General features: G+C 72.6%; 24 protein-coding genes and 5 tRNA genes. 13 read left to right on the top strand and 16 right to left on the bottom strand.

Annotated features, from left to right (window positions below):
• Nucleotides 1-68: 68 nt before the first annotated feature.
• A complete protein-coding gene (locus tag CLT68_RS14705) occupies nt 69-554 on the top strand; it encodes a DUF488 domain-containing protein (protein WP_486482169.1) in 486 nt (161 codons plus the stop codon).
• A 9-nt stretch (nt 555-563) separates the two neighbouring features.
• On the opposite strand, the gene CLT68_RS14710 is transcribed toward CLT68_RS14705, so the two are convergent.
• From CLT68_RS14710 to bioB, 3 genes are read right to left on the bottom strand one after another with little or no spacing between them, the layout of a single operon-like run.
• Nucleotides 564-1,070: a GNAT family N-acetyltransferase gene (locus CLT68_RS14710; RefSeq protein ID WP_088946886.1), complete on the bottom strand. Its 507-nt coding sequence runs from the start codon at nt 1,068-1,070 to the stop codon at nt 564-566.
• Nucleotides 1,071-1,074: 4 nt separating this feature from the next.
• Nucleotides 1,075-1,275, bottom strand: a complete 201-nt coding sequence (gene bsaP, locus CLT68_RS14715) for a biotin synthase auxiliary protein BsaP (RefSeq protein ID WP_099851538.1) — start codon at nt 1,273-1,275, stop codon at nt 1,075-1,077.
• On the bottom strand, nt 1,272-2,267 hold the full coding sequence (bioB, locus tag CLT68_RS14720; RefSeq protein ID WP_099851540.1) for a biotin synthase BioB: 996 nt from the start codon (nt 2,265-2,267) through the stop codon (nt 1,272-1,274). The genes bsaP and bioB overlap by 4 nt, the downstream gene beginning before the upstream one ends.
• Nucleotides 2,268-2,420: 153 nt before the next feature.
• On the opposite strand from bioB, the gene CLT68_RS14725 reads away from it, so the two are divergent.
• Genes CLT68_RS14725 through CLT68_RS14740 form a run of 4 tightly spaced genes read left to right on the top strand, consistent with a single transcriptional unit; the run spans nt 2,421 to nt 6,555 of the window.
• Nucleotides 2,421-3,557 carry an 8-amino-7-oxononanoate synthase gene (locus CLT68_RS14725; RefSeq protein ID WP_099851541.1) on the top strand — a complete coding sequence of 379 codons (1,137 nt, stop codon included), beginning with the start codon at nt 2,421-2,423 and terminating at the stop codon, nt 3,555-3,557.
• Nucleotides 3,554-4,279 carry a dethiobiotin synthase gene (gene bioD, locus CLT68_RS14730; RefSeq protein ID WP_099851543.1) on the top strand — a complete coding sequence of 242 codons (726 nt, stop codon included), beginning with the start codon at nt 3,554-3,556 and terminating at the stop codon, nt 4,277-4,279. Before CLT68_RS14725 ends, bioD begins: the two co-directional genes overlap by 4 nt.
• A gap of 54 nt (nt 4,280-4,333) precedes the next feature.
• Nucleotides 4,334-5,878 carry a sensor histidine kinase gene (locus CLT68_RS14735; RefSeq protein WP_486482170.1) on the top strand — a complete coding sequence of 515 codons (1,545 nt, stop codon included), beginning with the start codon at nt 4,334-4,336 and terminating at the stop codon, nt 5,876-5,878.
• Entirely contained in the window at nt 5,878-6,555 is a 678-nt protein-coding gene (locus CLT68_RS14740; RefSeq protein WP_099851546.1) for a response regulator transcription factor, read from the top strand. The genes CLT68_RS14735 and CLT68_RS14740 overlap by 1 nt, the downstream gene beginning before the upstream one ends.
• 34 nt (nt 6,556-6,589) lie before the next feature.
• Here CLT68_RS14740 and CLT68_RS14745 read toward each other — a convergent pair whose 3' ends face one another.
• The 5 genes from CLT68_RS14745 to CLT68_RS14765 form a co-directional block, all read right to left on the bottom strand.
• On the bottom strand, nt 6,590-7,360 hold the full coding sequence (locus tag CLT68_RS14745; protein ID WP_143743185.1) for an ABC transporter permease subunit: 771 nt from the start codon (nt 7,358-7,360) through the stop codon (nt 6,590-6,592).
• The gene (locus tag CLT68_RS14750) at nt 7,357-8,289 is read right to left on the bottom strand and encodes an ATP-binding cassette domain-containing protein (RefSeq protein WP_099851548.1); all 933 of its coding nucleotides are present in this window, start codon (nt 8,287-8,289) and stop codon (nt 7,357-7,359) included. The genes CLT68_RS14745 and CLT68_RS14750 overlap by 4 nt, the downstream gene beginning before the upstream one ends.
• Nucleotides 8,290-8,378: 89 nt before the next feature.
• The gene (locus CLT68_RS14755; RefSeq protein WP_486482171.1) at nt 8,379-9,221 is read right to left on the bottom strand and encodes a polysaccharide deacetylase family protein; all 843 of its coding nucleotides are present in this window, start codon (nt 9,219-9,221) and stop codon (nt 8,379-8,381) included.
• Between the two features lie 35 nt (nt 9,222-9,256).
• Nucleotides 9,257-10,435: a cytochrome P450 gene (locus CLT68_RS14760; RefSeq protein ID WP_099851551.1), complete on the bottom strand. Its 1,179-nt coding sequence runs from the start codon at nt 10,433-10,435 to the stop codon at nt 9,257-9,259.
• A 9-nt stretch (nt 10,436-10,444) separates the two neighbouring features.
• Entirely contained in the window at nt 10,445-11,113 is a 669-nt protein-coding gene (locus CLT68_RS14765; RefSeq protein ID WP_088946896.1) for a class I SAM-dependent methyltransferase, read from the bottom strand.
• A gap of 151 nt (nt 11,114-11,264) precedes the next feature.
• Here CLT68_RS14765 and CLT68_RS14770 point away from each other — a divergent pair, with 151 nt between their 5' ends.
• Nucleotides 11,265-12,155, top strand: a complete 891-nt coding sequence (locus CLT68_RS14770) for a hypothetical protein (protein ID WP_486482172.1) — start codon at nt 11,265-11,267, stop codon at nt 12,153-12,155.
• A 49-nt stretch (nt 12,156-12,204) separates the two neighbouring features.
• Here the strand turns inward: CLT68_RS14770 and CLT68_RS14775 are convergent, their stop codons facing one another.
• The 3 genes from CLT68_RS14775 to CLT68_RS14785 all read right to left on the bottom strand — a co-directional run bounded on the left by CLT68_RS14775 (nt 12,205) and on the right by CLT68_RS14785 (nt 16,749).
• Nucleotides 12,205-15,135 (bottom strand): M36 family metallopeptidase, encoded by a 2,931-nt coding sequence (locus tag CLT68_RS14775; RefSeq protein WP_199177049.1) that lies wholly within the window; start codon nt 15,133-15,135, stop codon nt 12,205-12,207.
• Between the two features lie 349 nt (nt 15,136-15,484).
• Entirely contained in the window at nt 15,485-16,066 is a 582-nt protein-coding gene (locus CLT68_RS14780; protein WP_099851556.1) for a TIGR03086 family metal-binding protein, read from the bottom strand.
• Nucleotides 16,067-16,146: 80 nt separating this feature from the next.
• Nucleotides 16,147-16,749 carry a TetR/AcrR family transcriptional regulator gene (locus CLT68_RS14785; RefSeq protein ID WP_088946899.1) on the bottom strand — a complete coding sequence of 201 codons (603 nt, stop codon included), beginning with the start codon at nt 16,747-16,749 and terminating at the stop codon, nt 16,147-16,149.
• A 388-nt stretch (nt 16,750-17,137) separates the two neighbouring features.
• Here CLT68_RS14785 and CLT68_RS14790 point away from each other — a divergent pair.
• From CLT68_RS14790 to CLT68_RS14800, 3 genes are all read left to right on the top strand, one after another.
• Nucleotides 17,138-17,210, top strand: a tRNA-Gly gene (locus tag CLT68_RS14790).
• 34 nt (nt 17,211-17,244) lie between these two features.
• Nucleotides 17,245-17,315: transfer RNA gene (locus CLT68_RS14795), tRNA-Cys, on the top strand.
• 13 nt (nt 17,316-17,328) lie between these two features.
• Nucleotides 17,329-17,403, top strand: a tRNA-Val gene (locus tag CLT68_RS14800).
• A gap of 57 nt (nt 17,404-17,460) precedes the next feature.
• Here CLT68_RS14800 and CLT68_RS14805 read toward each other — a convergent pair.
• A complete protein-coding gene (locus tag CLT68_RS14805) occupies nt 17,461-17,937 on the bottom strand; it encodes a winged helix-turn-helix domain-containing protein (RefSeq protein WP_486482433.1) in 477 nt (158 codons plus the stop codon).
• Nucleotides 17,938-18,313: 376 nt separating this feature from the next.
• Here CLT68_RS14805 and CLT68_RS14810 point away from each other — a divergent pair, with 376 nt between their 5' ends.
• Nucleotides 18,314-18,895, top strand: coding sequence for a TetR/AcrR family transcriptional regulator (locus tag CLT68_RS14810; protein WP_099851557.1), 582 nt, complete (start codon nt 18,314-18,316; stop codon nt 18,893-18,895).
• A gap of 64 nt (nt 18,896-18,959) precedes the next feature.
• On the opposite strand, the gene CLT68_RS14815 is transcribed toward CLT68_RS14810, so the two are convergent.
• Nucleotides 18,960-19,202: a DUF6458 family protein gene (locus CLT68_RS14815; protein ID WP_099851559.1), complete on the bottom strand. Its 243-nt coding sequence runs from the start codon at nt 19,200-19,202 to the stop codon at nt 18,960-18,962.
• 148 nt (nt 19,203-19,350) lie between these two features.
• Here CLT68_RS14815 and CLT68_RS14820 point away from each other — a divergent pair.
• The 3 genes from CLT68_RS14820 (at nt 19,351) to CLT68_RS14830 (ending at nt 20,685) form a co-directional block, all read left to right on the top strand.
• Nucleotides 19,351-19,423 (top strand) — tRNA-Gly (locus tag CLT68_RS14820).
• 26 nt (nt 19,424-19,449) lie between these two features.
• A tRNA-Val gene (locus CLT68_RS14825) sits at nt 19,450-19,524 on the top strand.
• Between the two features lie 168 nt (nt 19,525-19,692).
• Entirely contained in the window at nt 19,693-20,685 is a 993-nt protein-coding gene (locus CLT68_RS14830; protein ID WP_099851560.1) for an NAD-dependent epimerase/dehydratase family protein, read from the top strand.
• An 8-nt stretch (nt 20,686-20,693) separates the two neighbouring features.
• On the opposite strand, the gene CLT68_RS14835 is transcribed toward CLT68_RS14830, so the two are convergent.
• From CLT68_RS14835 to CLT68_RS14845, 3 genes are all read right to left on the bottom strand, one after another.
• The gene (locus CLT68_RS14835) at nt 20,694-21,689 is read right to left on the bottom strand and encodes an Acg family FMN-binding oxidoreductase (protein WP_099851562.1); all 996 of its coding nucleotides are present in this window, start codon (nt 21,687-21,689) and stop codon (nt 20,694-20,696) included.
• A gap of 182 nt (nt 21,690-21,871) precedes the next feature.
• Nucleotides 21,872-22,729 carry a universal stress protein gene (locus CLT68_RS14840; protein ID WP_099857166.1) on the bottom strand — a complete coding sequence of 286 codons (858 nt, stop codon included), beginning with the start codon at nt 22,727-22,729 and terminating at the stop codon, nt 21,872-21,874.
• 11 nt (nt 22,730-22,740) lie between these two features.
• Nucleotides 22,741-25,134 carry a phosphoketolase family protein gene (locus CLT68_RS14845; protein WP_099851563.1) on the bottom strand — a complete coding sequence of 798 codons (2,394 nt, stop codon included), beginning with the start codon at nt 25,132-25,134 and terminating at the stop codon, nt 22,741-22,743.
• Between the last annotated feature and the right edge of the window lie 58 nt (nt 25,135-25,192).

Genomic DNA, 25,192 nt, shown 5'->3' on the forward strand with positions numbered 1-25,192 from the left:
CCCGGGATTCCGGGCAAGTCAGCCATGTGCGGGAGTTGCTGACCGTTGGACACGGCACAGCCGACCGGGTGCGGCTGGGAGAGCTGCTGACCGGGGCCGGGGTGGCGCTGCTGGTGGACGTGCGACGGTACCCGGCCAGCCGCACCAACCCCGACGTGCACCGCGAGGAGCTTGAGCGGTGGTTGCCCGAGTACGGCATCGACTACCGCTGGGAGCCGCACCTGGGCGGCCGCCGGCACGTCCCGGCCGGCGAGCCCGAGCCGGACACCTGGTGGAAGGTCGCGGCGTTCCGGGCGTACGCCGCCTACACCCGCACGCAGGACTTCGACACGTCGCTGACCGGGGTGCTGGCCGACGCGGCTGAACGCACCACCGCTGTCATGTGCAGTGAGAGCCTCTGGTGGCGCTGCCACCGCCGGCTGATCGCCGACGTCGCGGCGCTCGGTCGCGGGACGCCGGTGGCCCACCTCATGCCGGAGGGGCGGCTCAGCCCGCACCAGCCCGCCGAGGGTGCCCGTCGACTCCCCAACGGGCACCTCTGCTGGGACGGTTGAGGTGCCCGCTCACTCCACCAGGTCGTCGGCGAGCAGGTCCATCAGCAGACCGTCGTGCCAGCGCCCGTCCTCGCCACGCTCGTAACGGCGCAGCACCCCCACCGGGCGGAAACCCACCTTCGCGTACGCGCGGATCGCGGCGCTGTTCGCCGCCGCCGGGTCGATTGTGAAGCGGTGGTGGCCGTACTCGTCGATCAGGTGCCGGGCCAGGGTGCGGATCGCGTCCCCACCCAGGCCCTCACCGCGGGCCGCCGGTTCGAGGAAGACGTCCAGGCTGGCGTGCCGGTAGTCCGGGTCCGCCTCGGCGTACCACTGGATGGCGCCGACCACCCGGCCGTCGTGCTCGATCGCGTACACGTGCAGGTCGTCGTCGCCGAGGTCGGCGCGGACCGAACCGGTCAGGTCGTCGCCGCCCCGCCACCACCGGCGGACCTCCGGGTCGGCCCGGATCGCGACGAGGGCCTCCACGTCCGCGGCCGTCGCCGGTCGCAGGACCACCGCCCGCCCGCGCAGCACCGGCTCAGCCCCGAACTTCGCCGTGCTCGACGCAGACCGCCGACCAACCCACCGGCAGCACCTGCACCTTCATCCGGCGCCGGCACCGGGGACAGAACCGGGGCGGCTCCAACTCGCGAGCCGACGCGCAGGCCGCGTGGGCGGTGGCCGTCGCCGACTCACCGCACCGGTCGCACCACAGCTCCGTCGTCGTCACGGTCGTCACAGCGTGTCGGAGAGCGCCTTGACCGGCATCTTCAGCTCGGCCAGCAGATCCAGGTCGGCGGTCGCCGGTCGACCCAGCGTGGTCAGGTAGTTGCCGACGATCACCGCGTTGATGCCGCCGAGCAGACCATCACGGGTGCCCAGGTCACCGAGGGTGATCTCCCGGCCACCCGCGTACCGCAGGATGGTGCGCGGCATGGCCAGCCGGAACGCGGCGATGGCCCGCAGCGCGTCCTTGCCCTCCACCACCGGGCGGTCGCCGAGCGGGGTGCCGGGGCGCGGGTTGAGGAAGTTGAGCGGCACCTCGTGCGGGGCCAGCTCGGCGAGCTGCGCGGCGAACTCGGCCCGCTGCTCGACGGTCTCGCCGAGGCCGAGGATGCCGCCGCAGCACACCTCCATGCCGGAGTCGCGGACCATCCGCAGCGTCTCCCAGCGCTCCTCCCAGGAGTGCGTGGTGACCACGTTGGGGAAGTACGACCTGCAGGTTTCCAGGTTGTGGTTGTAGCGGTGCACGCCCATGTCGACCAGGTCGTCGACCTGCTCCTGGGTGAGCATGCCCAACGACGCGGCGACCTGGATGTCGACCTCCGCCCTGATGGCGGCGACGCCCTCGCGCATCTGCTTCATGAGCCGGGCGTCCGGGCCGCGCACCGCCGCGACGATGCAGAACTCGGTCGCCCCGGTCTTGGCGGTCTGCTTCGCCGCCTCGACCAGCGACGGGATGTCCAGGTAGACCGAGCGCACCGGAGAGGTGAACAGGCCGGACTGGGAGCAGAAGTGGCAGTCCTCCGGGCAACCGCCGGTCTTCAGCGAGACGATCCCCTCGACCTCGACCTCCGGGCCGCACCAGCGCATCCGCACGTCGTGGGCGAGCTGCAGAGCGGCGGGCAGGTGCTCGTCGGGCAGGTTCAGCACGGCGAGGATGCCGGCCTGGTCGAGGCCGACACCGTCACCGAGGACCTGGGTCCGGGCCTGGTCGAGGATCGCTGGCATGGCTCGTACCTTACAAGGCGCCCCGATCAGCCGGAATGACCTAACAGCCGTCGATGCCTCGCAGCGAGTGGATCCGCCGGGCGTCGGCGGCGGGTGGTAATTTCGCCCGGCGGGTGTCGGGCTGACCGGCGCGGACGGCGGTGAAGGGGTGACGTGGCGGACTGGCTGGCGGCGCTCGACCGCCGCGCGGAGTTGCGGGCGAAGGCCGGGTTGACCCGGCGACTCAATCCGCGTCCCGCCGACGATCAGATGACCGATCTGGCCGGCAACGACTACCTCGGTCTGGCCAACCATCCGCAGGTCACGGCCGCTGCCGCGGCTGCGCTGTCGGCGTACGGGCTGGGGGCGACCGGGTCGCGCCTGGTGCGTGGCTCCACCGACGCGCACCAGGCGTTGGAGGACGAGCTGGCGCAGTGGCTGGGCACCGACCGGGCACTCGTCTTCTCCTCGGGCTACCTGGCCAACATCGGCGCGCTGCGGGCACTCGTCCAACCTCGGACGCTGCTCGTCTCCGACGCGCACAACCACGCGTCCCTGATCGACGGCTGCCGGATCTCCGGTGCGGAGACGGTGGTCACCCCGCACGCCGACGTGAACGCGGTGGCTGCCGCACTCGCGGCCGCTCCGGGTCGCCCGGCGGTGGTGGTGACCGAGTCGGTCTTCTCGGTCGACGGTGACCTCGCCCCGCTGGCCCGGCTGCACGCGGTGGCCCGCCGGCACGGTGCGCTGCTGCTGGTCGACGACGCGCACGCGCTGGGCGTGATCGGTCCGGCCGGCGCGGGCGGGGTGGCCGCCGCGAAGCTGTCCGGTGAGCCGGACGTGGTGGTCACCGCCACCCTGTCCAAGGCGCTCGGCGGCGCGGGTGGGCTGGTGGCCGGCCCGGCCGAGTTCGTCAGGCACCTGGTCGAGACCGGGCGTACTTTCATCTTCGACACGGCCCTGCCGCCGGCGGTCGCCGCCGGTGTGCACGCCGCGCTGGGGCTGGTCCGGGCTGGCGACGACCTGCGCGCGGAGCTGTCCGACCGGGTGGGGTTGGCGGTCGACCGGCTGCGTGCGGCCGGGCTGACCGTCTCCGCGCCGGACGCGGCGGTGATCTCGGTGACGGCCCCCGGGCCGGAGGCGGCGACCACCTGGGCCGCCGACTGCCGGGACCGGGGTGTCGCGGTGGGCTGCTTCCGGCCACCGTCCACCCCGGACAGCCGCTCCCGCCTGCGGCTCACGATCAGCGCGGGGGTGCCCCGGGCGGCGTTCGAGCGGGCTGTGGACGTCATCGTGGAAACTGCCCCATGACCGCGTGGGAGGGCCCGGTTCTGGTTACCGGGACTGACACCGAGGTCGGTAAGACCGTGGTGACCGCGGCGATCGCGGCCGCCGCGCAGGCCGCCGGGTTGCGCGTGGCGGTGGTCAAGCCGGGCCAGACCGGTACGGCCAGCGGTGAGCCCGGCGACGTGGACGCGGTCAACCGGTTGGCTGCCCCGCTGACCGGCCGGACCTTGGCCAGTTATCCCGATCCGCTCGCCCCGCTGGCCGCCGCCCGGGTGGCGGATCTGCCGCCGCTGGAGTTGTACGCGGTGGTGGACGCCGTCCGTGCTGAGGCGGACAAGCACGACCTGGTGTTGATCGAGGGCGCGGGTGGGTTGCTGGTGCCGATGGGGCTGCGCCCGTCGGGCGAGCCGTGGACGATGGCCGACCTGGCGGTGTCGCTCGGCGTACCCGCGGTGGTGGTCGCCCGCGCCGGGTTGGGCACGCTCAACCACACCGCGCTGACCCTGGAGGCACTCGACCGGCGTGCCGTGCCGGCCGGCGTGGTGATCGGCGCCTGGCCGACCAGACCGGAGCTGGTGCACTGGACGAACCTCACCGACCTGGTGCCGAACCTGCTCGGCGCGTTGCCCGACGGCGCCGGTGCGATGGACCCTGGGGTGTTCCGGCGGTCCGCGCCGGGTTGGCTCACCCCGGCCCTGCACGGCGTGCTCGACGACTGGCGGGTGTGGGCCGAGGAGAGCGGCTGAACACCTGACTTTCGTCGGTGTCCGCCCAGGTCGGACGTCGGTAGCCTGACCGCCGTGCCGTTCTTCGACTTCTCGCCGCCGGGTTGGTCGGACCGGTGGCGTCGGCTGCTGCGGGACGTGCTGCTCTGGGCGGTGGTGGCCGCCCCGGTCGGCTATGCCGGGTTCAGCCCGCCCTATCCGCGGTACGCGTTGCCGCTGGTGGTCGGCAAGTTGGTGCTGCTCGGCGTGGCGGCGGTGCTGGCAAATCGGCGCGCACCGTTGGCGGCCCTCGTGCTGGTGGTGCTCGGGTCGGTCGTCGACGGCAACTTCGTGTTCGCGATCCCGGTCTTCAGCTATCTCGCCGGGCGGCGCAGCGCGTCCGCGGGCCGGGCGGCCGGGGTCTTCGTGTTGATCGCGGCGGGCGGCACGGCGCTCAACCTGGGCGTGCTCGGCACCGGCCCGGCCACCTGGTTCCTGCTCGCCTCGGTGCTGCTCTTCGCCGCGGTGTTCCCCTGGTTGGTCGGGCGGTACCGCCGTCAGCAGCAGGAGTTGGCCGACGCCGGTCGACGGCACGTGGAGGCGCTGACCCGCGAGGAGCGTGGTGCCGCCGAGCGGATCCGGCTGCGGGAACGGGCCCGGATCGCCGGGGAGATGCACGACTCGCTCGGTCACGACCTCAGCCTGATCGCGTTGCGGGCCGCCGCCCTGGAGGTCGCCGCCGACCTGGACGACCGGCACCGGGCCGCCGCGGGGGAGCTGCGGGCCAGCGTCTCCGCCGCCACCGAGCGACTGCACGAGATCATCGGGGTGCTCCGGGAGGAGGGCGGCGCGTCGGTGCGTCCGAGCGGGGAGACCGTCGCCGATCTGGTCGAGGGTGCCCGGGAGGCCGGCATGGCGGTACGCATGGAGGCCGCCCCGGCGGTCGCGGAGTTGCCGGCGATGACCGGTCACGCGGCCCACCGGATCGTCCGTGAGGCGCTGACCAACGCCGCCCGCTACGCACCGGGTGCCCCGGTGGAGGTGAGCCTGACCCGGGACGCTGACCGGGTCGAGGTCGCCGTCGTCAACGGCGCCGCGCCGGCAGGCCCGCTGCCCGCCCCACCGTCGCAGGGCAGCGGGCTGCTCGCCCTCGCCGAACGGGTCCGTCTCTCCGGTGGGACGCTGCACGCCGGCCCGCGTACCGAGGGCGGCTTCGTCGTACGGGCGGTGTTGCCGGCGACCGCGCCGCCGGTGGAGGCGATCGAGGGCGGCGACCAGCGCGGTCCGGTGGAGCGGCCGGTGGACGCCGAGCGGCGGCTGCACGACGCCCGCCGACGGGTGCGCCGCAGCCTCCTGGTGGCGCTGGCGGCGCCGGTTGGCTTCGCCCTCGTGCTCTCCCTCGTCTACTACCCGGTGGCGACCGCCGGGACGGTGCTGGACCGGGCCACCTTCGACCAGATGCGGGTCGGCGCGGCCCGGTCGGAGCTGGCCGGGCTGCCCCGGCGGCAGTTGGATCGCCCCACGCCGGCTGACCGGCCGGACTGCGAGTACTACACCGACGGCAACTTTCCCCTCGCGCAGCCGACCTGGCGGCTGTGTTTCACCGATGGCCGGCTGGTCAGCAAGGAGTGGATCGCGTAGTGAACACCGACACGACCGGGGCAGCGCCGGTCCGGGTCGTCCTGGCCGACGACGAAGCGATGATCCGGGCGGGCGTCCGGGCCATCCTCGCCACCGATCCCGCCATCGAGGTGGTCGCCGAGGCCGGCGACGGGCACGCGGCGGTGGAGCTGGTCCGTGCGCACCGACCTCGGGTCGCACTGCTGGACATCCGGATGCCGCGGATGGACGGGCTGGCCGCCGCCGCCGAGATCCGCCGGGTCGTGCCGGAGACCGCGACGATCATGCTGACCACGTTCGGCGAGGACGACCACGTGGCCCGGGCGCTCGGGCACGGCGCCAACGGGTTCCTGCTCAAGGCCGGCGACCCCCGTGAGCTGATCGCGGGCGTGCACGCCGTCGCCGACGGTGGTGCGTACCTGTCGCCGCAGGTGGCCCGCCGGGTGATCGAGCTGGGCGCCGGTCGGTTGGCCCGCCGGCCCGCCGCCCGGGACCGTACGGCCGGGCTGACCGAGCGGGAACGGGAGGTGCTGGCCCTGGTCGGGGCGGGGTTGTCCAACGCCGAGATCGCCCGCCGGCTGCACCTGGTGGAGGGCACCGTGAAGAGCTACCTGACCAGCATCTTCACCCGGCTCGACGTGCGCAACCGGGTGCAGGCGGCGATCCTCGCGTACGAGGCGGGGCTGGTCGACGGCTGAGCGGGGGCGGCGCGGCCCCGCTCAGCCGCCGGCGTCACGCGTCGCGGCGGCGCAGCGCGGCCCGGCCCAGCAGGAGCGCGGCCCCCGCCCAGCCGGCGAGCAGCAGCAGCCCGACGAGGCTGGGGTACGGCTCGGTGTCGCCGGCCAGGAAGTGCGCTCCGGCCACGCCGGGGAACACGTCGGCGATCCGGTTCAGCACGTCGATGTCCGGCTCCTGAAGCGACAACGGCACGATCATCAGGGTGGCGAGGAGCACGGTGATCGTGAGTACCGCGTTGCGCAGCGCGGCGCCGAGGCCCAGGGCGAGCACGCCGATGAGCGCCAGGTAGGCGGCCACCGCCACGATGTCGCCGATCGTGCCGGCCACCGGGGCGCTGCCCCACTTGCCGAGCACCGGTCGGGCCACCAGGGCGCCGACGCCGCCGAGCAGCAGACCGAGGGCGAAGGTGACGGTGCCGGCGACGGCGGCCTTGGCCAGCAGTACGCGGCCACGCGACGGGGTGCACTGGAGCGTGGTCCGGATGGTGCCACTGGTGAACTCGGCGGTGATCGCCAGCAGGCCGAGGGCCAGCACCACGTACTGGGTCAACTCGACCGAGTCGATCAGCACGCTGCCGACGGTGACGATTCCCCGGTCGTCGGTCGGGTCGTCGTTGGTGTTGTCGTTGGCGGCGTAGATGGCCAGCTGACCGGCGCTCGCGGCCATCACCAGCAGCCCGGCCAGCGCCGTCCACCAGGTGCTCGGCACCGAGGAGAGCTTGGTCCACTCGGCGGCCACCGCGCCACCACGGGTACTGGTGCTCATCGCGCCCCACCTCCGGTCGTTCCGCCCGCGTACTCGACGCTGTCGGCGGTCAGCTCCATGAACGCCTGCTCCAGCGACGCGCCGTGCGGGCTCAGCTCGTGCAGTCGTACGCCCAGCTCGTGTGCCAGGTCCCCGACGCGGTCGGCGGTGGTGCCGGTGACGGTCAGCTCGTTGCGGTCGGCCGCCTGCACTGTCGCGCCGGCGGCGGTGAGGCGCGCGGCCAGGGCGGCGAGGCCGTCCGGGTGCGGGCTGCGGACCCGGACCGCGACCGCGCTGCCGGCGATCACCTCGTCGGTCGGGGCGTCGACGAGCAGTCGTCCCCGGCCGATCACCACGAGCTGGTCGGCGGTGAGCTGCATCTCGCTCATCAGGTGGCTGGAGACGAAGACAGTCCGTCCCTGGTCGGCCAGCGAGCGCATGAGCTGCCGCACCCAGCGCACCCCGTCCGGGTCGAGGCCGTTCACCGGCTCGTCGAACATCAGCACCGGCGGGTCGCCGAGCAGCGCGCCGGCGATGCCGAGCCGCTGGCCCATGCCGAGGGAGAGAGTCCGTCCCGGTTTCCTGGCGGCCCGCGCGTCCAGCCCGACGGCGTCGAGCACCTCGTCCACCCGACGGGTGGGGATGCCGTTGCTGCGAGCGATGGCCAGCAGGTGCGCCCGGCCGGAGCGGGCCGGGTGGATGGCACGGGCGTCGAGCAGCGCCCCGACCTCGTGCAGCGGCCGGCGCAACTCCCGGTACGCGCGCCCGCCGATGAGGGCCTGCCCGGCGCTGGGACGGTCCAGCCCGAGGATCATCCGCATGGTGGTGGACTTGCCGGCGCCGTTGGGGCCGAGGAACCCGGTGACCCGGCCGGGCGCGATGTCGACGGTCAAGGCGTCGACCGCGACGGTCGCCCCGAACCGTTTCGTCAACCCACGTAATGTGATCATGCGCTGACGCTAGGCGCGCGGCCCCCTGCCGCACCGCGCCCGAACGGCAGCACCGGACTCTGACTTTCGTCAGGTCGCGGCCGGGTCGGTCAGCGGACGTAGTCCTCCAGCAGGGCCGGTGTCAGCCCGGCCCGGTGGATCGCCTTCAGCGCCGCGAGCAGGTCGTCCATCAGCGCCGGCCGGAAGTGCATGAGCAGCACGTCGCCGGGCTGGACCACCTTCTCCGGGGTCTGGTAGCGCACCTTGCCCTCGTGCACGGTCTCGGTCCAGTGGAAGACCGCCTTCGCGCCGCAGTCGTGCGCGGCCCTCAGCGTGGTGGCGTCGTGCTCGCCGAACGGTGGCCGGAACAGGGTCGGTCGCTTGCCGAACAGCGCCTCCAGCTTGTCCGCGGCACCGCAGATCTCGTGCCTCTGGCGGTCGTACGACCGGCCGGCCAGAGAGGTGTGCGTGATGGTGTGGTTCTCGACGACCCCGCCCGCCACCATGATCTGCCGGAAGTAGACGTCGTGTTCCTCGGCGGCCGGTGAGTTCAGGAACATCGTGACCGGGATGTGCGCCCGCCAGATGAATTCGGCCGCCTCGGGCGGACGGGCCAGCCCACCGTCGTCGATGGTGATGAAGGCGACCCTCTGGTCGGTGGGCAGGCGGTGCCAGAACTGGGCCGTGCCGGTCTCGGGCAGCGGCACCGGTTGCGGCGGTGGCGCCTCGGGGAAGGTCGGCACTTGGGACACGTACCAGTCCAGGCTCCCGGCCACGGGCTTCGTCGTCGGAGACGGCGAGGTCGACGGCGCGGCAGGGGAGGTGGACAGGGCCGGCTGGTCCATGGCGATCCGTCGGACGTGCAACGCCGGTCCGGCTGTGCAGGCACTCAGCACCAGCAGGGCCAGAAGTGTTACGACGGCGAGGATCCGACGCGCAGGGGTCGCTGACACGCCGGGAAACCTACCGAACAGAGATCAGGATCTCCTCAGGCCGGTGCCCCGGACGAGCGCCGGACGACGAAGGCGTCGGGCATCCGGAAGGTGAGATTGTCCGGGCACCAGGGCGGACGTACCACCCGCACCCCGTCCAGCAGCGGCGCTGCCTCGGCCACCACCACGGCCGCCTCCATACGGGCCAGCACGTCACCGACGCAGCGGTGCGCGCCCGCCCCGAACGCCAGGTGCCGGCGGGATCCGCGCTGACCCGGGCGGAACTCGTCGGGGGACTGCACGACAGCCGGGTCCCGACCGGCGCGACCCAGCCACAGCACGAGACTGCTGCCGGCCGGCACCGCCGTGCCACCCAGCGTGCTGTCCGTCGCCGCCACCCGCCGCCAGGTGACGATCGGAGGTTCCAGCCGCAGCCCCTCCTCCACCACGTCGGCCACCGCGACCTCGCCCGTGCGCAGGCCGGCCCGGACCGCGGGCTCGCCGGCCAGCCGGTGCAGCAGCAGGGTGAGGAACTGGGAGGTGGTCTCCTGGCCGGCGACCAGCAGGAAGAAGAGCGCGCCCACCACCACGTCCGGCGGGTGCCCGGCCACGCGCAGCTCGGCGGCCAACCCGCCGCCGGTGGTCGCGAAGTCGCGCAGTACGCGGTGGAACCGCCCCACCTCGGCGGCGAGGGTCACCTGCCGGTCGACGTCCAGCGGAGCCCAGAACAACTCCAGCGCGGCACGGGCGAACTCCTTGACCGCGCCGACCGGAGCGTCCGGCAGCTCCACCAGCCGGGCCAGCACCAGCAGCGGCAGGTCGGCGGCGAGGTCCGCGTACAGGTCGACCGGTTCGCCGGCGTCGAGGGCCGCGCCGAGCCCAGCGACCCGGTCCCGGACCAGCGCGGTCAGCCAGGGCCGCTGCGCGGCGACCCGGGCGGGGTGCAGCGCGTCCGCGACTATCGCCCGGATCTGCGGGTGGCTCGCGCCCGAGTTGTTGGCGAGGGTCGGCGGCAGCCGGAACCGGTGCCCGGCCAGCACCCGCAGCGCGGTCACCGGCATCGGCGTCACCGCGTCCAGCGCGTTGTCCGGCCGATAGGTGACCGGGTCGGCGAGGACGTGACGGACCAGCGCGTGCCGGGTGACGACCAGGTGCGTGCCGCCGACGTGGTCCGGCACCCGGGCCACGTCCGGCCATGCGGGATCGGTCACCCGCGCCCAGCTGCGGAACAGCACCCGGACACGCTAGCCGGGGGCTCCCGGCAGCCCGGCGCGCAACCTCCAGACGGTGGTGCGCTTCACCCGGACGCTCTCCAGAGCCTCCGGCACCGGCACGTCGTACGCCGCCAGCTCGTCGAAGCGGTCCCGGGGCAGGAACGCCCGACCGGGGTCACCGACCAGCGCCGGTGCGCCGGCCCGGGTGGCGCGCAGCAGGAACCGCAGCACCCGGCGGGCCATCGCGTCGCTGTAGAAGACGTCACCGGCGAGCACCACCTCGGCGTCCCCGGCGTCGCCGTCGAGGATGTCGCCGAACTCGGCGTCGACGCGTACCCCGTTGGCTTCCGCGTTGAGGGCGACCGCCGCCACCGCCAGCTCGTCCACCTCGACGGCTCGCACCGACGCCGCGCCGGCGCGGGCGGCGGCGATGGCCACCAGACCGGAGCCGGAGGCGAGGTCGAGCACCCGGCGGCCGGCGACCAGCTCCGGGTGGTCGGTCACGTAGCGGGCGAGCGCCTGCCCGCCGGCCCAGGCGAACGCCCAGAACGGCGGCGGCCGATCGGTGGAGAACTCTCCCTCGGTCAGCTCCCACAGCCCGATCGGTTCGTCCGCCTGGTGCAGCCGCACCTCGGGGACGAACGGGACCGGGGCCAGCCGGGCGTGCAGCCGGACGAACGTGCTGGAGAGCTCGGACACGTCGCCGATTGTCCCAGCGGCCCGGTGGCCGGCGTGTCGCGGGGGAGCGGTGACCGGTTCACCACCGTCGGTGAAAACCCACCCCGTCCTTGCCGGTCGGTGCGAACACACCCGTCTGGTCCGGCCGACGGGCCGCTCCTAGCGTTGCTCAGTGGAGACGACCGAACGGAGGGCGACGGTGGTGACGGTGTGGCGGTATGCGGTGCGGGTAGGGGTGGTGCTGGCCTGTCTGAGCGGGGTGGAGCTGGCATTGGCCGCTCCGGCGCAGGCGGCGTTCAGCACCGAACTGAGTGGGCTGCCGGCCCGGTTCACCGCCGGCGAGCAGGTGCGCACGGTGTCCGCCGTCGTCTCCCGGACGGACCGGCGCGGGGGCTGCGTGAAGGTGCGCTGGTCGATGGTGCTGAGCGTGCAGGGCCTCCGGCTCGACCAGGTGAAGATGGACCGGGTGGAGGAGACCGGTGACTTCCCGCTGCAGATTCAGACCGACGGTGACGTGGCCCGGTTGACCGACCGGCAGCTCGACCCGGGCACGCTCTGCCCGGGGCGCACGGTCACCGCCCGCTACCGGGTGGCCTTCGCCGAGGACGTCACCCAGGGGCGGGTCACTCTCGCCGCCGAGGCGTACGACGCCAACGCGCGCCTGCTGGCCCGACAGACGGCCACCCGCTCGGTGGTGGGTGCGGGTGGCACTCCGACCAGCACGCCGAAGCCGACCGCCACCCCGTCGGAGCCCAGCGAGACACCGAGCGCGCCGGCCGAGGAGGAGAGCACGTCCGTGGATGAGCCGGTGGGGGACTACCCGGTTGACGCCGCGCCGCCGGCGCCCGGACGCCCGGTCTCGCAGACCGGCGGGTTCGGGGTGGTGCAGGCCGCGTTCCTGCTCGGCGGGCTGCTGCTCTTCCTCGGGATGGGGTTGCTGATGCGGCTACGGCACCTGACCCGGGCTGCGGGCGCAGATGCCACGGAGCCCGACGACCCACCGGTGGACCGGCGCTGGGAGCGGCCCCCCACCGCCGACCGTTGGCGACCGGCCCGCCGCTGACCTCAGGGCCGTGGGGGCCGGCGGACCTGCCGCCGACCCCCACGGTTTTTCAGTTGGAGAACGCCTGGAACTCCGCGATCCTGACCTGCGACCGGGCCGGACTGGCCGTCGCGCAGTCCGTCGTGGTGGCCGGGTCGTCGTCCTGCTCACCCGCGTAGTGCGGGCCACCGGTGCACTGGCTCGCCAGCACCTCCAGTCGCAGGTGGGTGGCGACCGTGCTGGGCACCGCGAACGTCCGGAGATTGATGTCCCGGCTGTACGCCCGGTACGCCCCGCCGGGGAACGCGTCGCCCACGCTGGTGTAGATGCGCTGCCACCGCGCCGGGTCGGCGCAGTCGGTGGTCGTCGCGTTGCAGGCGGACACCGCGAACGAGCGCAGCGCGCTGAGCGCGTTCTGACTGCCGGTGTCGGCGTCGCCGGCGATCGCCGGGCGCAGCATCGCGCTGACGTTCACCCGCTTGACCGTCTGCGGGGCGCCCCCGGGCAGCACCACGGTGAGCTGCCGGCCGGCCACCCCGTCCAGGGAGGCCCAGTTCGTCGCCTCGGTGTCGTCGGCGACCCGGTCCAGGTTGACCCCGTCACCGGTGATCGTCGCCCCGGATGCGGTGGACGCCAGGTTACGGCTCATCCGCAGGTCCACGTACCCGTCCTGACCGGCCCGGGCGACCACGCTGAGCCGCTGGTGCCCGAAGCCGGGCGCGACGGCCAGCAGGTCGTACGTGCCGGCCACCATCTCCACGGTGTCCGGGATCGGCGTCGCCGGGTCGGTGTCGGCGATCGGCGTCGCCCGCGCCTCGTACGTCCCGACGTACACCCGGATCGGCGCGTCGGCGCTGTCCCCGCGTGGACGGAGGGTCAGCGTGGCGTTGCCACCACGCGGCGAGGCGAAGCTCGGCGTCGGGTCGGTGTCGGTGGCGCCGTTGGTGGCGGCGTCCCGGCCCATCCCGGAGCGGGCGAACTCGGCCCAGATCAGGTCCTGGTTGGCACCACCGAAGCGGAGCAGGTCGGCGGTGAGCATGTTGTCCCGCATGTCGAGCATGCTGACCTGGCTGGCGGCCTGGAGCAGGAACGAGTCGAACACCAGTTGCGACCAGCGCCGGTTGCCCGGGCACTGGTCGGCGGCGACCTTCCCCTGTGCGCAGTCGAGCTGCCGCTGCGGGGTGCCGAGGCCGTACCGCTTGACCAGCGCGGAGCGGACCCGGAAGTTGGTGGCGCCCCAGATCTCCCCGTCGGCGTGCACGGCCGGACCGCCGGTGTTGTAGCCGATGTCGGAGTAGTTGAGCGGGCTGCGGCTGAGGTCGTAGTTGCGGATGCCGCTGACCAGGTTGCCGGTGACGTAGCCGCCGGTGATGAAGGGCGTCTCGCCGGGCGCGCGCAGCCCGTGCTGGAAGAGGTACTCGGCGGCGAGCAGGTCGCCCCACGACTCACCCATCGCCCCGCCCTGGTGGCCGCTGATCCCGCTGTCCGGGCCGGCGATCATCCGGTTGGTGATCGCGTGGGTGTATTCGTGGCCGATCACCGTCATGTCGTAGTCGCCGTCCACACACGGCGGGTACGGCCCGCCCGCCTGCGGCTGCCACAGGTACATGTTGGTGGTCGGCGGTAGCCCGTCGCGCGGGGTGCCCTGGTTGGCGTTGTTCCGGTTGCCGGTCAGCGCGCCCTGCTGGGCACGGCCCTGCTCGGCGTCACCGCCCAGCCCGGCCGGGGTGAGGTTGACCGCCTGGAGGTTCCACGCCGACTCGGTGAAGCCCAACTGGTACGACCAGTCGTGCATCCGGTTGTGCATGGCGAACAGGTTGGCGATCGACGCGTCGGCGTCGTTGCGTTGGGCGGAGGTGAACACCTCCGGGTTGCACTTCGACTGGTGCCACTGGTCGGTGAAGGGGTATTCGTAGCGACGGTCCGGGCTGGTGGGCGCCGGGACGACGGGGGTGCCGGCACCCCAGGAGAGCACCGTGTTGGCCGAGTTGCCGCGCGAGGTGAAGGTCGGCGTGCCGGTGGCCGCGTCGACGTCCCACGGCTGGCCGGTGGCCGGGTCGCGCCAGGCGGCCTGGCAGCCGGGTGCCGGGTCGCCGCACCAGCGCACCCGGGGGTCCTGCCCGGGGCCGAGGTCGCGGGGCGGGGTGGCCGGGAAGACCGCCCAGCTCGGGTTGTCGGAGTCGAAGTCGACGAGGTCCTCGCGGACCAGCACCTGCCCGGTGCTGCCGTCCACGTAGGTGGTGAACGCGGCCGGGTGCTCGGTGTCCGCGCCGATCATGGTCACCTCGTAGGCGGCCCGTGGCCCGTCCAGCGGGGTGGGTACGGCCACCGACCGGATGGTGTGGCTGGCCACCGCGCCGGGGGTCAGCTTGGCGTCGGCGAGCGCGGCGGCGTACGCCTGCTCGGCGGTGCGGGTGGCCGGTGCCGGTGTTCCGGTGTTGCGGGCCAGCGAGGAGCTGACCGAGAGCACCGTGCCCTTGGCGACCGCGAGGGTGACGAGGCCGTCCGGCCCGGCGGGCAGGTCGCCGAACCGTTGCCGGAGGGTGACCACGGCACCGCTGCCGATCGGCCGGACCAGCACGCGTTCCATGGCGGCCACCGAGGTGGCGTCCAGCCCGAACAGGTCGCGGTTGGCGGTCAGGTAGGCGCGTGCGGCGGCCTCCGGGTCGGCGGGCAGCCCGGTGGCGAGAGGGGTACGACCGGGGCCGAGCGCCTGCGGGGTGCCGAGTCGGTTCCACCGGACGTCGGGGTCGGCGGCGCGGGCCAGGCCGCGCTGGCGGGCGTCGGGTGCCGCCGTACCGGTGCGGTTGTCGACGTCTGCGGGCTCGTGGCCCTCGGCGAACGGTCCGGAACTGCGCGCGGCGGACGCCGCGTTGCCGGTGGGGGCCGCGGTGCTCACGCCGGTGGGGAGCAGCGCGGCGACCGTCGCCGTCGTTGCCAGGACGGCGATGAGCCGGCGTCGACGCCGGCTCATCGGGGGTAACCACTCCGGTTGTGGCACGGGACCTCCTCGTGGGAGCGGGATGGCCGGCGAATCGCCGACCGTCAGTGCGCGATGACGCATGTGCATCTGTGGATATCAGTCGATCGTGATGGCGGCAAGGGCTGGGGGCGCCCACGGGCCAGGAGTTCGAAGTCTTCGCCCGGGTTCCGGTGATCGACATGCTGCTCGGCGACGACCGGCTACGGGCATTCCACGTCGCGCACGACGGCGGCCACCACCTACGGTGGCGGCCGTCGCGCTGGTGCCGCCGCTGTGGCGGCGGGTGAAGGATGGGCGGGTGCTCGCCCCAACGGCGGCGACGGCACACGGGGGCGTCCACCGCCGGAGCGTGACGCCGCGGGAGGGGTCAGTCGCTCGGTGCCCAGTCGGGGTCGCGGCCGAAGGCGGCCAGGAGGTGGTCCTGCTCGTCGGCGTCGTCGGGCACCCGCACCCCGGTCCGGACCAGCTTGTTGCGCCGGTAGTCGTCGATCTCGTTGGCGAACCACCGTGCGGCCACGCGCACGGCGTCCGGGTCGAGCCGAGGCTGTACGCCGATCGCCACCGCCACGTCCCAGCCGTGGATGAGGTGCTCGGCGAGGAGTTGCTGGAGGTATTCCGCGGCGGGGGTGTCGCCACCGGAGAGGTGCACGGTGCGGTCGATCGTGCCGGGATGGGTGGCGGCGATCTCGGCCTGCGCGGCCGCCTCCCGTGCCGCCGTGATCGGGTCGGCGCCGAGCTGGTCACCGTCGAGTCGGTCGCCGACCTCCTCGATGGTCCGGCCGGCGAGCAGCGGAACGCTCCACCGGTCCTCGTTCACCACGTGGTTGACCAGCGTGCGCACGTCCCAGTCCGAGCAGGGTGTCGGGTCGGACCACTGGCCGGGCTCGACCTGGTCCACCCGGTCGACGAACTCGGCCAGGCTCCGGCGGTACGCCTCCAGCAGATCCATGCTGCCGATTGTTCCGGTCCACGGGGCGGGCCGAGCCGTTTTGCCCGGCCTGGTGTGGGTGATTGCGCTGGCCGCCCGGCTCAGTCCAGGTCGGTGGGGTCCAGGCCGAGCTCCCGGGCGGTGACCAGCCTGACCCACTCGCCGAACTGCCGGCGGGAGATCACCCGGTCGTGCACGGCGAGTTGGACGGCGAGGCCGTCCATGACCGCGCTGATCCGCCAGGCGGCCCCGTCCGGGTCGGCGCACTGGAAGGTGCCGTCGGCCACGCCCGCCGAGATCACCGCCGCCAGGTCCTGACGCCAGCGCAGGTCGAGTCGGCGGGAGACCTTCTCCAACTCCGGCGTACGCAGCGACTCGGACCAGCCGTCGATCCACATCGACCACGAGGCACCACGGCCGGCCGGGGTGTAGAGCTTGAGGATCCGGCGGAGCTTGGTCAGCGGTGGGGCCGAGGACCGGGTCACCACGTCCAGTCTGGCGAGATCCTGCTCGACCGCGTACGCGAACGCTTGTGAGAGCAACCGCTCCTTGGTGGCGAAGTGGTAGAAAACCAGTGCCTGACTCACGCCGGCGGCCTGCGCCACATCCGCCGTTCGGGTATTGGCCAGCCCGCGCTCCACGATCACGTCACAGGCGGTGCGCAGCAGGGCATCCAGGCGGATCTCGGCCGCACGTCTCGTCACGACCGTTACCGTAGCCCATCCGAGTGAACACGAACAGTTACCACCGCACCCTGATCCGCGCTGCGACAGTCGGAAGCCGGACACTTTCTCAGGCCCTCTTCGGTCGTTCTCCAAGGAGTGTCCGTCGAGGTCCGCCGGCACGAGCTGATGCGCGCGTACACCCTTCTCGCGACCTGCGACACGATGATGACGATGATTGCCTAATGGTTTCGGAGGGTGACCGCCCGCAACGAATGGCGGCATCAGACCAGCCCCCTAGGAAGCCCTGCGGGCGGGCGCTGATCCCACCCGCGCCGAGGGTGGGACGCGCCGAGGCGACCCCGAGTTGGCAGTCGTTCACCGGCTCGGCTAAAGTTCTCATCCGTCACCCGGGAACGTCCGGGGGCGTGCGGACGTAGCGCAGCTGGTAGCGCATCACCTTGCCAAGGTGAGGGTCGCGGGTTCGAATCCCGTCGTCCGCTCGGAGCTGCCGCCACGCATGACGGGGGCAACCTCGGTGGGGTGGCCGAGAGGCGAGGCAACGGCCTGCAAAGCCGTCTACGCGGGTTCAAATCCCGTCCCCACCTCGGCAACAAGCACGGGCGATTGGCGCAGTGGGAGCGCGCTTCCTTGACACGGAAGAGGTCACTGGTTCAAACCCAGTATCGCCCACCACAGAGAACGGCTCGTCACCGAAAGCCCGGTGACGAGCCGTTCTGCTTATCCCTGGGCTCATCCTACGCTGAGCCGGTAACCGATCCCGCGAACGGTGTGCACGCGCAGGGTGTCGTCGGCGGCGCGCAGCTTGCGGCGTAACCGCTTGACGGCCGAGTGCAGGATCGACGTGTCGCCGAGGTACGCGCAGCCCCAGACCGACTCGAAGAGCCTCTCGTACGTCCAGACTCCGAGCGGTGCCGTGGCGAGCTGGGTGAGCAGGCGACGCTCGAGTCGGGTCAGGGCCAGCGGTTGTCCACGCCACGTCACCAGATGGCCGAGTGGGTCGATCGTGAGGTCACCGAGACTGGTCCGGCCGGCGGTGACGGCGGGAGCGGCTGCGGCGGGAGTGGGAACGGTTGCGGCGGTGGAGAGCCGCGCTGGCCGGCTGCTGGCCGGCGGGCCGATCATCGCCTGCAACTCCGCGAGGTCGGTGCAGATCACCAGGGTGCCGAGGCCGTTCAGGCGCCGCACCATCCGCTCGCGCACCGACACGTCGGCGGTCACGCAGAATACGAGGGACACATCGTCGATCACTGTTGTACCTCCCCAGGGCCAGTGAAAGACAACGCTGTCTGAACCCCGTAGTCAATGGTTTCCGCACCCCGTGACCCGTTCGGGTTCGCTGACTACGCGTCCTCCGCTTCGCCCGCACACCGGGTTCTGCGCGAAGCGAGCGGATCAGGCTGGCTCAGAATCTCCCGTTCGATCGCCGCGACCACGCCCTCCGCCGGGGTTCCGGACACCCGGGCACAGGCCGGCACGAACGAGGCCAGGGCGGTCGTTTCGGCGCCGAGGGCGACCAGGCCGTCGGCACCCTGTGACCGGCGGTACTTTGTCGAACGTTCCAGATAGCGGGTAGCGTTCAGGCATGGCACGCACCCGTGAGTTCGACCTCGACGCCGCGGTCAGCGCGGCGATGGAGGTGTTCCGGACCAAGGGCTACGAGGGCACCTCCATGCGCGACCTCGCCGAGGCCACCGGCCTGGGCAGCGGCTCGATCTACGCCGCGTTCGGCAGCAAGGACGGCCTCTACCTGGCGGTGCTCGACCTGTACCGGCAGCGCTACGCCACCCCGATGGTCGATCTGCTGCGCTCGGGCAACGACGCGCGAGCGGTCATCCGTGAGGTGTTCGTCGGCACGGTGGACGACATCACCGGCGACGGCCAGCACCTCTCCTGTCTCATCGTCGGCGCGTCGATGGAGCGCGCACACCAGGACCAGCGGGTCGCCGACCGGCTCCGGTCGACGACGCAGTCCCTGGAGTCGGCGCTCTACGACCTGCTGGCCGAGGCGCAGCTGCGGGGCCAGATCACGTCCGCTCGCAGCGCCACCGATCTGGCCGGCTTCCTGGTGACCAGCCTCCAGGGTCTTCGGGTGATGGGCGCCATCAACCCGGACCGGGCGGCGCTGACGCGCTACGCCGAGGTCGCGCTCACCTGCCTGGACTGAGTGGGGTGTCGCGCGCACGGGCCGACCACCTCGATCGAGGCGGCCGGCCCGTGACGTTGAGCCCTCACAGCGGAGGCGCGATGTCCCGCCGCTCCTCGACCTGGCGGTATTCCACCGGCTGCTCGGCGGTGGTGACGACCTGGCGGCGGCGACTGAAGATCAGCGTGGTCATGATCAGGCCGAGCACGCCGGCTCCCATCAGGATCCAGCCGACCACGTCCAGGTCGATGCCGCCGACGCTCGCATCCAGCGCGAAGGTGAGAATCGCGCCGAGCGCGATGAGGAAGATGCTGGTGCCGATACCCACGACAGCCTCCTTAAGGGGGTGTGGTGTGCTGTCGAGATTCCTCAATACCCCGCTGCCGACCAGTGCAACCGCAACCGCCCAGGGTGCCGCGCCAAGCGATCTTGGCGTCAGGTAGAGTTCACCTGTCGCCGGCGGTTGTCGGGGACGTGCGGACGTAGCGCAGCTGGTAGCGCATCACCTTGCCAAGGTGAGGGTCGCGGGTTCGAATCCCGTCGTCCGCTCGCGATGTGCCCCACGGGGCCACCACGGGCGATTGGCGCAGTGGGAGCGCGCTTCCTTGACACGGAAGAGGTCACTGGTTCAAACCCAGTATCGCCCACCAGAGATGCGACGGCTCGTTACCGGAAGACCCGGTGACGAGCCGTTTCCGTTCACCACCCCCTGGCAGTCTCCTTCGGACCGCACCGTGCCCCGGTGGTTCTGCCACGGGCAGATCCGCTACCGGTGAAACGGGGTGCCGCCCGCCGGGCCGCGCCGGCACTGTGGGCGCATGAGACTGCTGGTGCTGGGTGGTACGGGTTTCGTGGGCGGGGCGACGGTCACCGAGGCCGTGCGGCGGGGTTGGTCGGTGACCGTGTTCAACAGAGGTCTGCACGGCTCGGTGCCCCCGGGCGTACACCGGTTGCGGGGTGACCGCACCTCGCCGGACGGTCTGGCGGCGCTGGCGGGCGGCGAGTGGGACCTGGTGGTGGACACCTGGGACGGCGCGCCGCGCGCTGCCCGCGACGCCGCCCGCGTCCTGGTCGACGCGGTCGGCCACTTCGTGTACGTGTCCAGCGGGTCGGTCTACACCGACCCAGCCGCGCGCGGGTTGAGCGAGGACTCCCCGGTGGTGGACGCCGACCCGGGCGCCGTCGACGGCGACTACCCGCAGCTCAAGGCCGGTGCCGAGCGTGCGGTGCGGGAGGTCTTCGGCGACCGCGCGCTGGTCGCCCGGGCCGGGTTGATCCTGGGCCCGGGGGAGGACATTGGCCGGTTGCCCTGGTGGTTGCGTCGCGTCGAGCGCGGCGGCGACGTGCTCGCGCCCGGGCCTGTCGACCTGCCGGTGCAGTACGTCGACGTTCGCGATCTGGCGGGGTGGATGCTGGACGCGGGCGCCCGGCGATTGGGCGGCACGTTCAACGCGACCGGTCGTCCCGGGCAGACCACGATGGGTGAGCTGCTCGACGCGTGTGTGGCTGCCACCCGTGCCGACGCCCGGTTGCGCTGGACCGATCCGGCGACGATCCTCGCCGCCGGTGTGCAGGCGTGGAGCGATCTGCCGATCTGGCTGCCGAACGGTCACCCCTACCGTGGGCTGCTGGAGCGGGACGTGACCCGCGCTCTCGCCGCCGGGTTGACCTGCCGGCCGGTGACCGAGACTGTCGACGACACCTGGCGGTGGCTACGCGAGATCGGCACCGTGCCCTCCCGCGCCGGGCGACCGCTGCACAGCTCGATCGGGCTGGACCCGGCCCGGGAGGCCGCGGTGCTCGCCGGCTGACCGTCCCGTCAGCCCTGCCCGCCGCGCACCGCGGAGGTGTCGACCACCTGCGCGGCGGTCAGTCGCGGCGTGTGCGGTGGGCCCGACTGTGCCGGGTCCGCGATGCCCAACCGCAGCACGATGTACGGGAAGCCGATCACGGAGAGCATCTGCCGCAGGGTCTGCCGGGTGCCCGGCACCTCCACCGCGGCGCTGAGCGGCACCACCGACACGCCGAGCCGAGTGGCGGTCAGCCAACCGGCGGACAGCGCCTCCCCGGCACGCAACCAGCTGTCCCGCTCGTCCTCGTCGCCGTGCAGGATCGCGTACACCGCCATGCGGTCGTGGCCGGGACTCACGGGCAGGCTGCCGGGGCGGCCGAAGTCGCGACCCGGCACTGTGGTCTGCGGCGGCTGCTCGGGCAGCACCTCCGCCGGCAGGCCGGTGCCCTCGCCGGCGCGGCTGGTCCAGTAACGCAGCTCTGCGCGCAGCTCCGGGTCCTCGGCCTCGATCGTGTCGGCGTGACTGGCCGTCGCGGCCAGCTCCAGCACCTGGTCGCGGTCGAGGATCTGCAACCGGCAGCCCTCCGCGTTGACCGCCCGGACGATCTGCTCGATCGCCGTGGACGGCACCGGCTCGTCGCTCACCGGCCGCCGGTCGGTGTGCCGGACCTGCATGCACTGCACCATGTGCATGGCGTCCGGGTCTGCCTTTGTCTGGCTCAGGTCGGTCAGTCGGGCCAGCAGCTCGCTGTCGCCCGGGTCGGGCAGCCGCTCCACCACGGCGCGCCACCCCTCGGCCGCCAGCGCGAGCCGTGCGTGGTGCAGGGCGGTGCCACAGCTGATCGCGAGCAGCCGACCCTCCGGGTCGGTGGCGGCGAGCTGCCGGTCGGCGACCGAGCGCAGCTCCAGCGCGTCGGGCAGCACCCGCCAACGCCACGGCTGGGTGTTGTGCACCGAGGGGGCGTGGCCGGCGGTGGCGGCGGCCTCCGCCAGCGCGGTGGTCAGCTGGCTCTCCTGACTCATGGTCACGACCTTTCCGTCTCTGCTCATCGTGCCTCACGCGCGGCTGTGGTGCGGGGGTTGCCGCACCATCATGTGCACACCGGTGGCGTCACCGCAGGGCCACAGGTCCCGACCTCGGCGGGCCGGTCCGCCCGCCGAGGTCGGTCCGAAACCCTCGACACCGCGCTCCAGCCCGGCGGAGGTCAGCGTTCCCGGACCACCGCCACCGGGCAGTTGGCGTGCTGGATGAGTTGTTGGCTGACCGAGCCGAGCAGCATCCCGGCCAGGCCACCCCGGCCCCGGCTGCCGACCACCACCAGCCGCGCGTCGCGACTCGCCTCGATCAGCATCGCCGCCGGGCTGGTCGGGACCAGATCGACAGTCACGGCCAGATCCGGGAACGTCCGCCGCCACGGCTCCAGCGACTGCTCCACAGCGGCCCGCTCGTCCGGCACGCCGGCCGCCGCGCCTGGGCCCGGTGTCCAGGCGTGCAGGACGCGCAGCGGCACCTGGCGCTGCGCCGCCCGTTCGGCCGCGAAGCCGAGCGCCACCAGCGACGGTTCCGAGCCGTCCACACCGACGGCCACCCGGCCGGTCGACGCGTCGGCCGGGGCGCTGCCGACCCCGTCCCGGACCACGACGACCGGGCAGTGCGCGTGCGCGGCGACCGATATCGCCGTCGACCCGGCCAGCAGACCACCGAAGCCACCGTGACCTCGGCTGCCGAGCACCAGCATGCCCGCCTCGGCTGAGCGTTCCTGCAACACCAGGGCGGGCGGCCCGTCGTACACCTCGCCGGTGATCCGCAGGCCGGGGTTCGCGGCGGTGGCGTCGGCCGCCGCCTTGCGGACCAGCTCGTCGACCTGCCGGCGGGCGGTGTCGTCCGGCCAGACCCCGGGCGCCACGCCGGGGCCGACCCAGCTGGCCACGGTCAACCACTCGAAGACGTACGCCAGCCGCACCGGTTGGCCGCTGTGCCGCGCCTCCTCCAGCGCCCAGTCGAGAGCCACCAAGGCGTCGGTGGAGCCGTCGTAGCCGACCAGGATCTCCGCGTCGCGCACGTCGTCCTCCTTCAGGGGTTGGTCGGGTCGGTTTCGCGGACCCAGCGCCACTCGGCGACCTGCGGGTCGTCCTCGCCGTACTGGCGGGTGTAGTCGCGGGCAGCCTGTCGGGCGTCGACCATCTGTTGGCGCAGGTGCGCGGCCCGGGCGGCCAGCCCGGGCACCCGGTCGATCACGTCGATGACCAGGTGGAAGCGGTCCAGGTCGTTGAGCATCACCATGTCGAACGGGGTGGTGGTGGTGCCCTCCTCCTTGTAGCCGCGTACGTGCAGGTTCTCGTGGTTGGTCCGGCGGTAGGTGAGTCGGTGGATCAGCCACGGGTAACCGTGGTACGCGAAGATGATCGGCCGGTCCTCGGTGAAGATGGTGTCGAACTCGTTGTCGGTCAGGCCGTGCGGGTGCTCGGTGTCCGGCTGGAGTCGCATCAGGTCGACCACGTTGACCAGTCGCACCTTCAGCTCCGGCAGGTGCTGGCGCAGCAGTTCGGCGGCGGCCAGCGTCTCCAGGGTGGGCACGTCCCCGCAGCAGGCGAGCACCACGTCCGGCTCGCTGCCGTAGTCGTTGCTGGCCCAGTCCCAGATGCCCAGGCCGCGGCGGGTGTGCTGGATCGCCTCAGTCATCGTCAGCCAGTTCGGCGACGGCTGCTTGCCGGCCACCACCACGTTGATGTAGTGCCGGCTGCGTAGGCAGTGGTCCATCGTGGCCAGCAGGGTGTTGGCGTCCGGCGGCAGGTAGACCCGCACCACCTCGGCCTTCTTGTTGACCACGTGGTCGATGAAGCCCGGGTCCTGGTGCGAGAAGCCGTTGTGGTCCTGCCGCCAGACGTGGCTGGACAGCAGGTAGTTCAGCGAGGCGAGCGGCTGCCGCCAGGGGATGGCCCGGGTCACCTTCAGCCACTTGGCGTGCTGGTTGAGCATCGAGTCGACGATGTGGATGAACGCCTCGTAGCTGGTGAACACGCCGTGCCGGCCGGTCAGAAGATAACCCTCCAACCAGCCCTGGCACAGGTGCTCGGAGAGCACCTCCATGACCCGGCCGTCGGGCGAGAGGTGGTCGTCGCCGGGCACGGTGGCGGCTACCCACGCCCGGTCGGTCACCTCGAAGGCAGCGCCCAGTCGGTTGGAGGCGACCTCGTCCGGGCCGAACAGTCGGAACGTCTGCGGGTTGGCGCTGATCACGTCCCGGATCCACGGACCCAGAACTCCGGTCGCGCCGGCCATCGGCGTGCCCGGCTCGGGGACCTCCACGCCGTAGTCGCGGAAGTCGGGCAGGGCCAGGTCACGCAGCACCAGGCCGCCGTTGGTGACCGGGTTGGCGCTCATCCGCCGGTCACCGCGCGGCGGCAGCGTCCGCAGTTCGTCGACCGGCGCGCCGGTGGCGTCGAACAGCTCCTCCGGCCGGTAGCTGCGCAGCCACTGCTCCAGCTCGGCCAGGTGCGCCGGGTTGTCGCGTACGCCCGACAGCGGCACCTGGTGGGCGCGGTAGGTGCCCTCCACCTGGGTGCCGTCGACCTCGGCGGGACCGGTCCAGCCCTTCGGCGTCCGCAGGATGATCATCGGCCAGCGGGGGCGTTCGACGACACCACCGGAGCGGGCCCGCCGCTGGATCTCGGCGATCTCGTCCAGTGCCCGGTCCATCGTCGCGGCGAGCGTGCCATGCACCTGCGCCGGGTCGTCGCCGGCCACCACGTACGGCTGGTAGCCCGAGCCACGCATGAGGTCGAGCAGGTCGGCCTCGGGGATCCGGGACAGGACGGTCGGGTTGGCGATCTTGTAGCCGTTGAGGTGCAGGATGGGCAGCACCGCCCCATCCCGGGCCGGGTTGAGGAACACGTTGGAGAGCCAGCTGCCGGCCAGTGGCCCGGTCTCCGCCTCACCGTCGCCGATCACGCAGGCCACCACGAGGTCCGGGTGGTCGAACGCGGCGCCGTAGGCGTGGCTCAGCGCGTACCCCAGCTCACCGCCCTCGTGGATCGAGCCCGGCACGTCCGCCGCCACGTGGCTGGGGATGCCGCCCGGGAAGGAGAACTGGCGGAACAGCTTGGACATCCCGGCCTCGTCGCGCGCCACGTCGTGGTAGCGCTCCGACCAGGTGCCCTCCAGCCAGGTGTTGGCCACGATGGCCGGGCCGCCGTGCCCGGGGCCGGTGACCAGCATGGCGTTCAGGTCGCGGGCAACGATCACCCGGTTGAGGTGGGCGTAGATCAGGTTGAGCCCGGGGCTGGTGCCCCAGTGGCCGAGCAGTCGCGGCTTGATGTCGTCGACTGTCAACGGCTCGCGCAGCAGCGGGTTGTCCAGCAGGTAGATCTGCCCGACGGTGAGGTAGTTCGCGGCGCGCCAGTAGGCGTCCAGTCGGCGCAGCTCGTCTTCGGTCAGAGGGCTGTGCAGGTCAACAGCGGAGTCCATGCTGCGTAAGCCTCTCGCGGGTCGGGTGGGCGTCCGGCGTTCAGTCTCGTCGCTGCGG

The sequence above is a fragment of the Micromonospora sp. CNZ299 genome (assembly GCF_002754415.1).

Bases quoted from the DNA above. Each gene is read 5' to 3' on its own strand.
- bioB (WP_099851540.1), bottom strand. From the start codon at position 2,267: ATGCCAGCGATCCTCGACCAGGCCCGGACCCAGGTCCTCGGTGACGGT.
- bioD (WP_099851543.1), top strand. From the start codon at position 3,554: ATGACCGCGTGGGAGGGCCCGGTTCTGGTTACCGGGACTGACACCGAG.
- CLT68_RS14745 (WP_143743185.1), bottom strand. From the start codon at position 7,360: ATGAGCACCAGTACCCGTGGTGGCGCGGTGGCCGCCGAGTGGACCAAG.
- CLT68_RS14750 (WP_099851548.1), bottom strand. From the start codon at position 8,289: ATGATCACATTACGTGGGTTGACGAAACGGTTCGGGGCGACCGTCGCG.
- CLT68_RS14780 (WP_099851556.1), bottom strand. From the start codon at position 16,066: ATGGATCTGCTGGAGGCGTACCGCCGGAGCCTGGCCGAGTTCGTCGAC.
- CLT68_RS14810 (WP_099851557.1), top strand. From the start codon at position 18,314: ATGGCACGCACCCGTGAGTTCGACCTCGACGCCGCGGTCAGCGCGGCG.
- CLT68_RS14830 (WP_099851560.1), top strand. From the start codon at position 19,693: ATGAGACTGCTGGTGCTGGGTGGTACGGGTTTCGTGGGCGGGGCGACG.
- CLT68_RS14835 (WP_099851562.1), bottom strand. From the start codon at position 21,689: ATGAGTCAGGAGAGCCAGCTGACCACCGCGCTGGCGGAGGCCGCCGCC.
- CLT68_RS14845 (WP_099851563.1), bottom strand. From the start codon at position 25,134: ATGGACTCCGCTGTTGACCTGCACAGCCCTCTGACCGAAGACGAGCTG.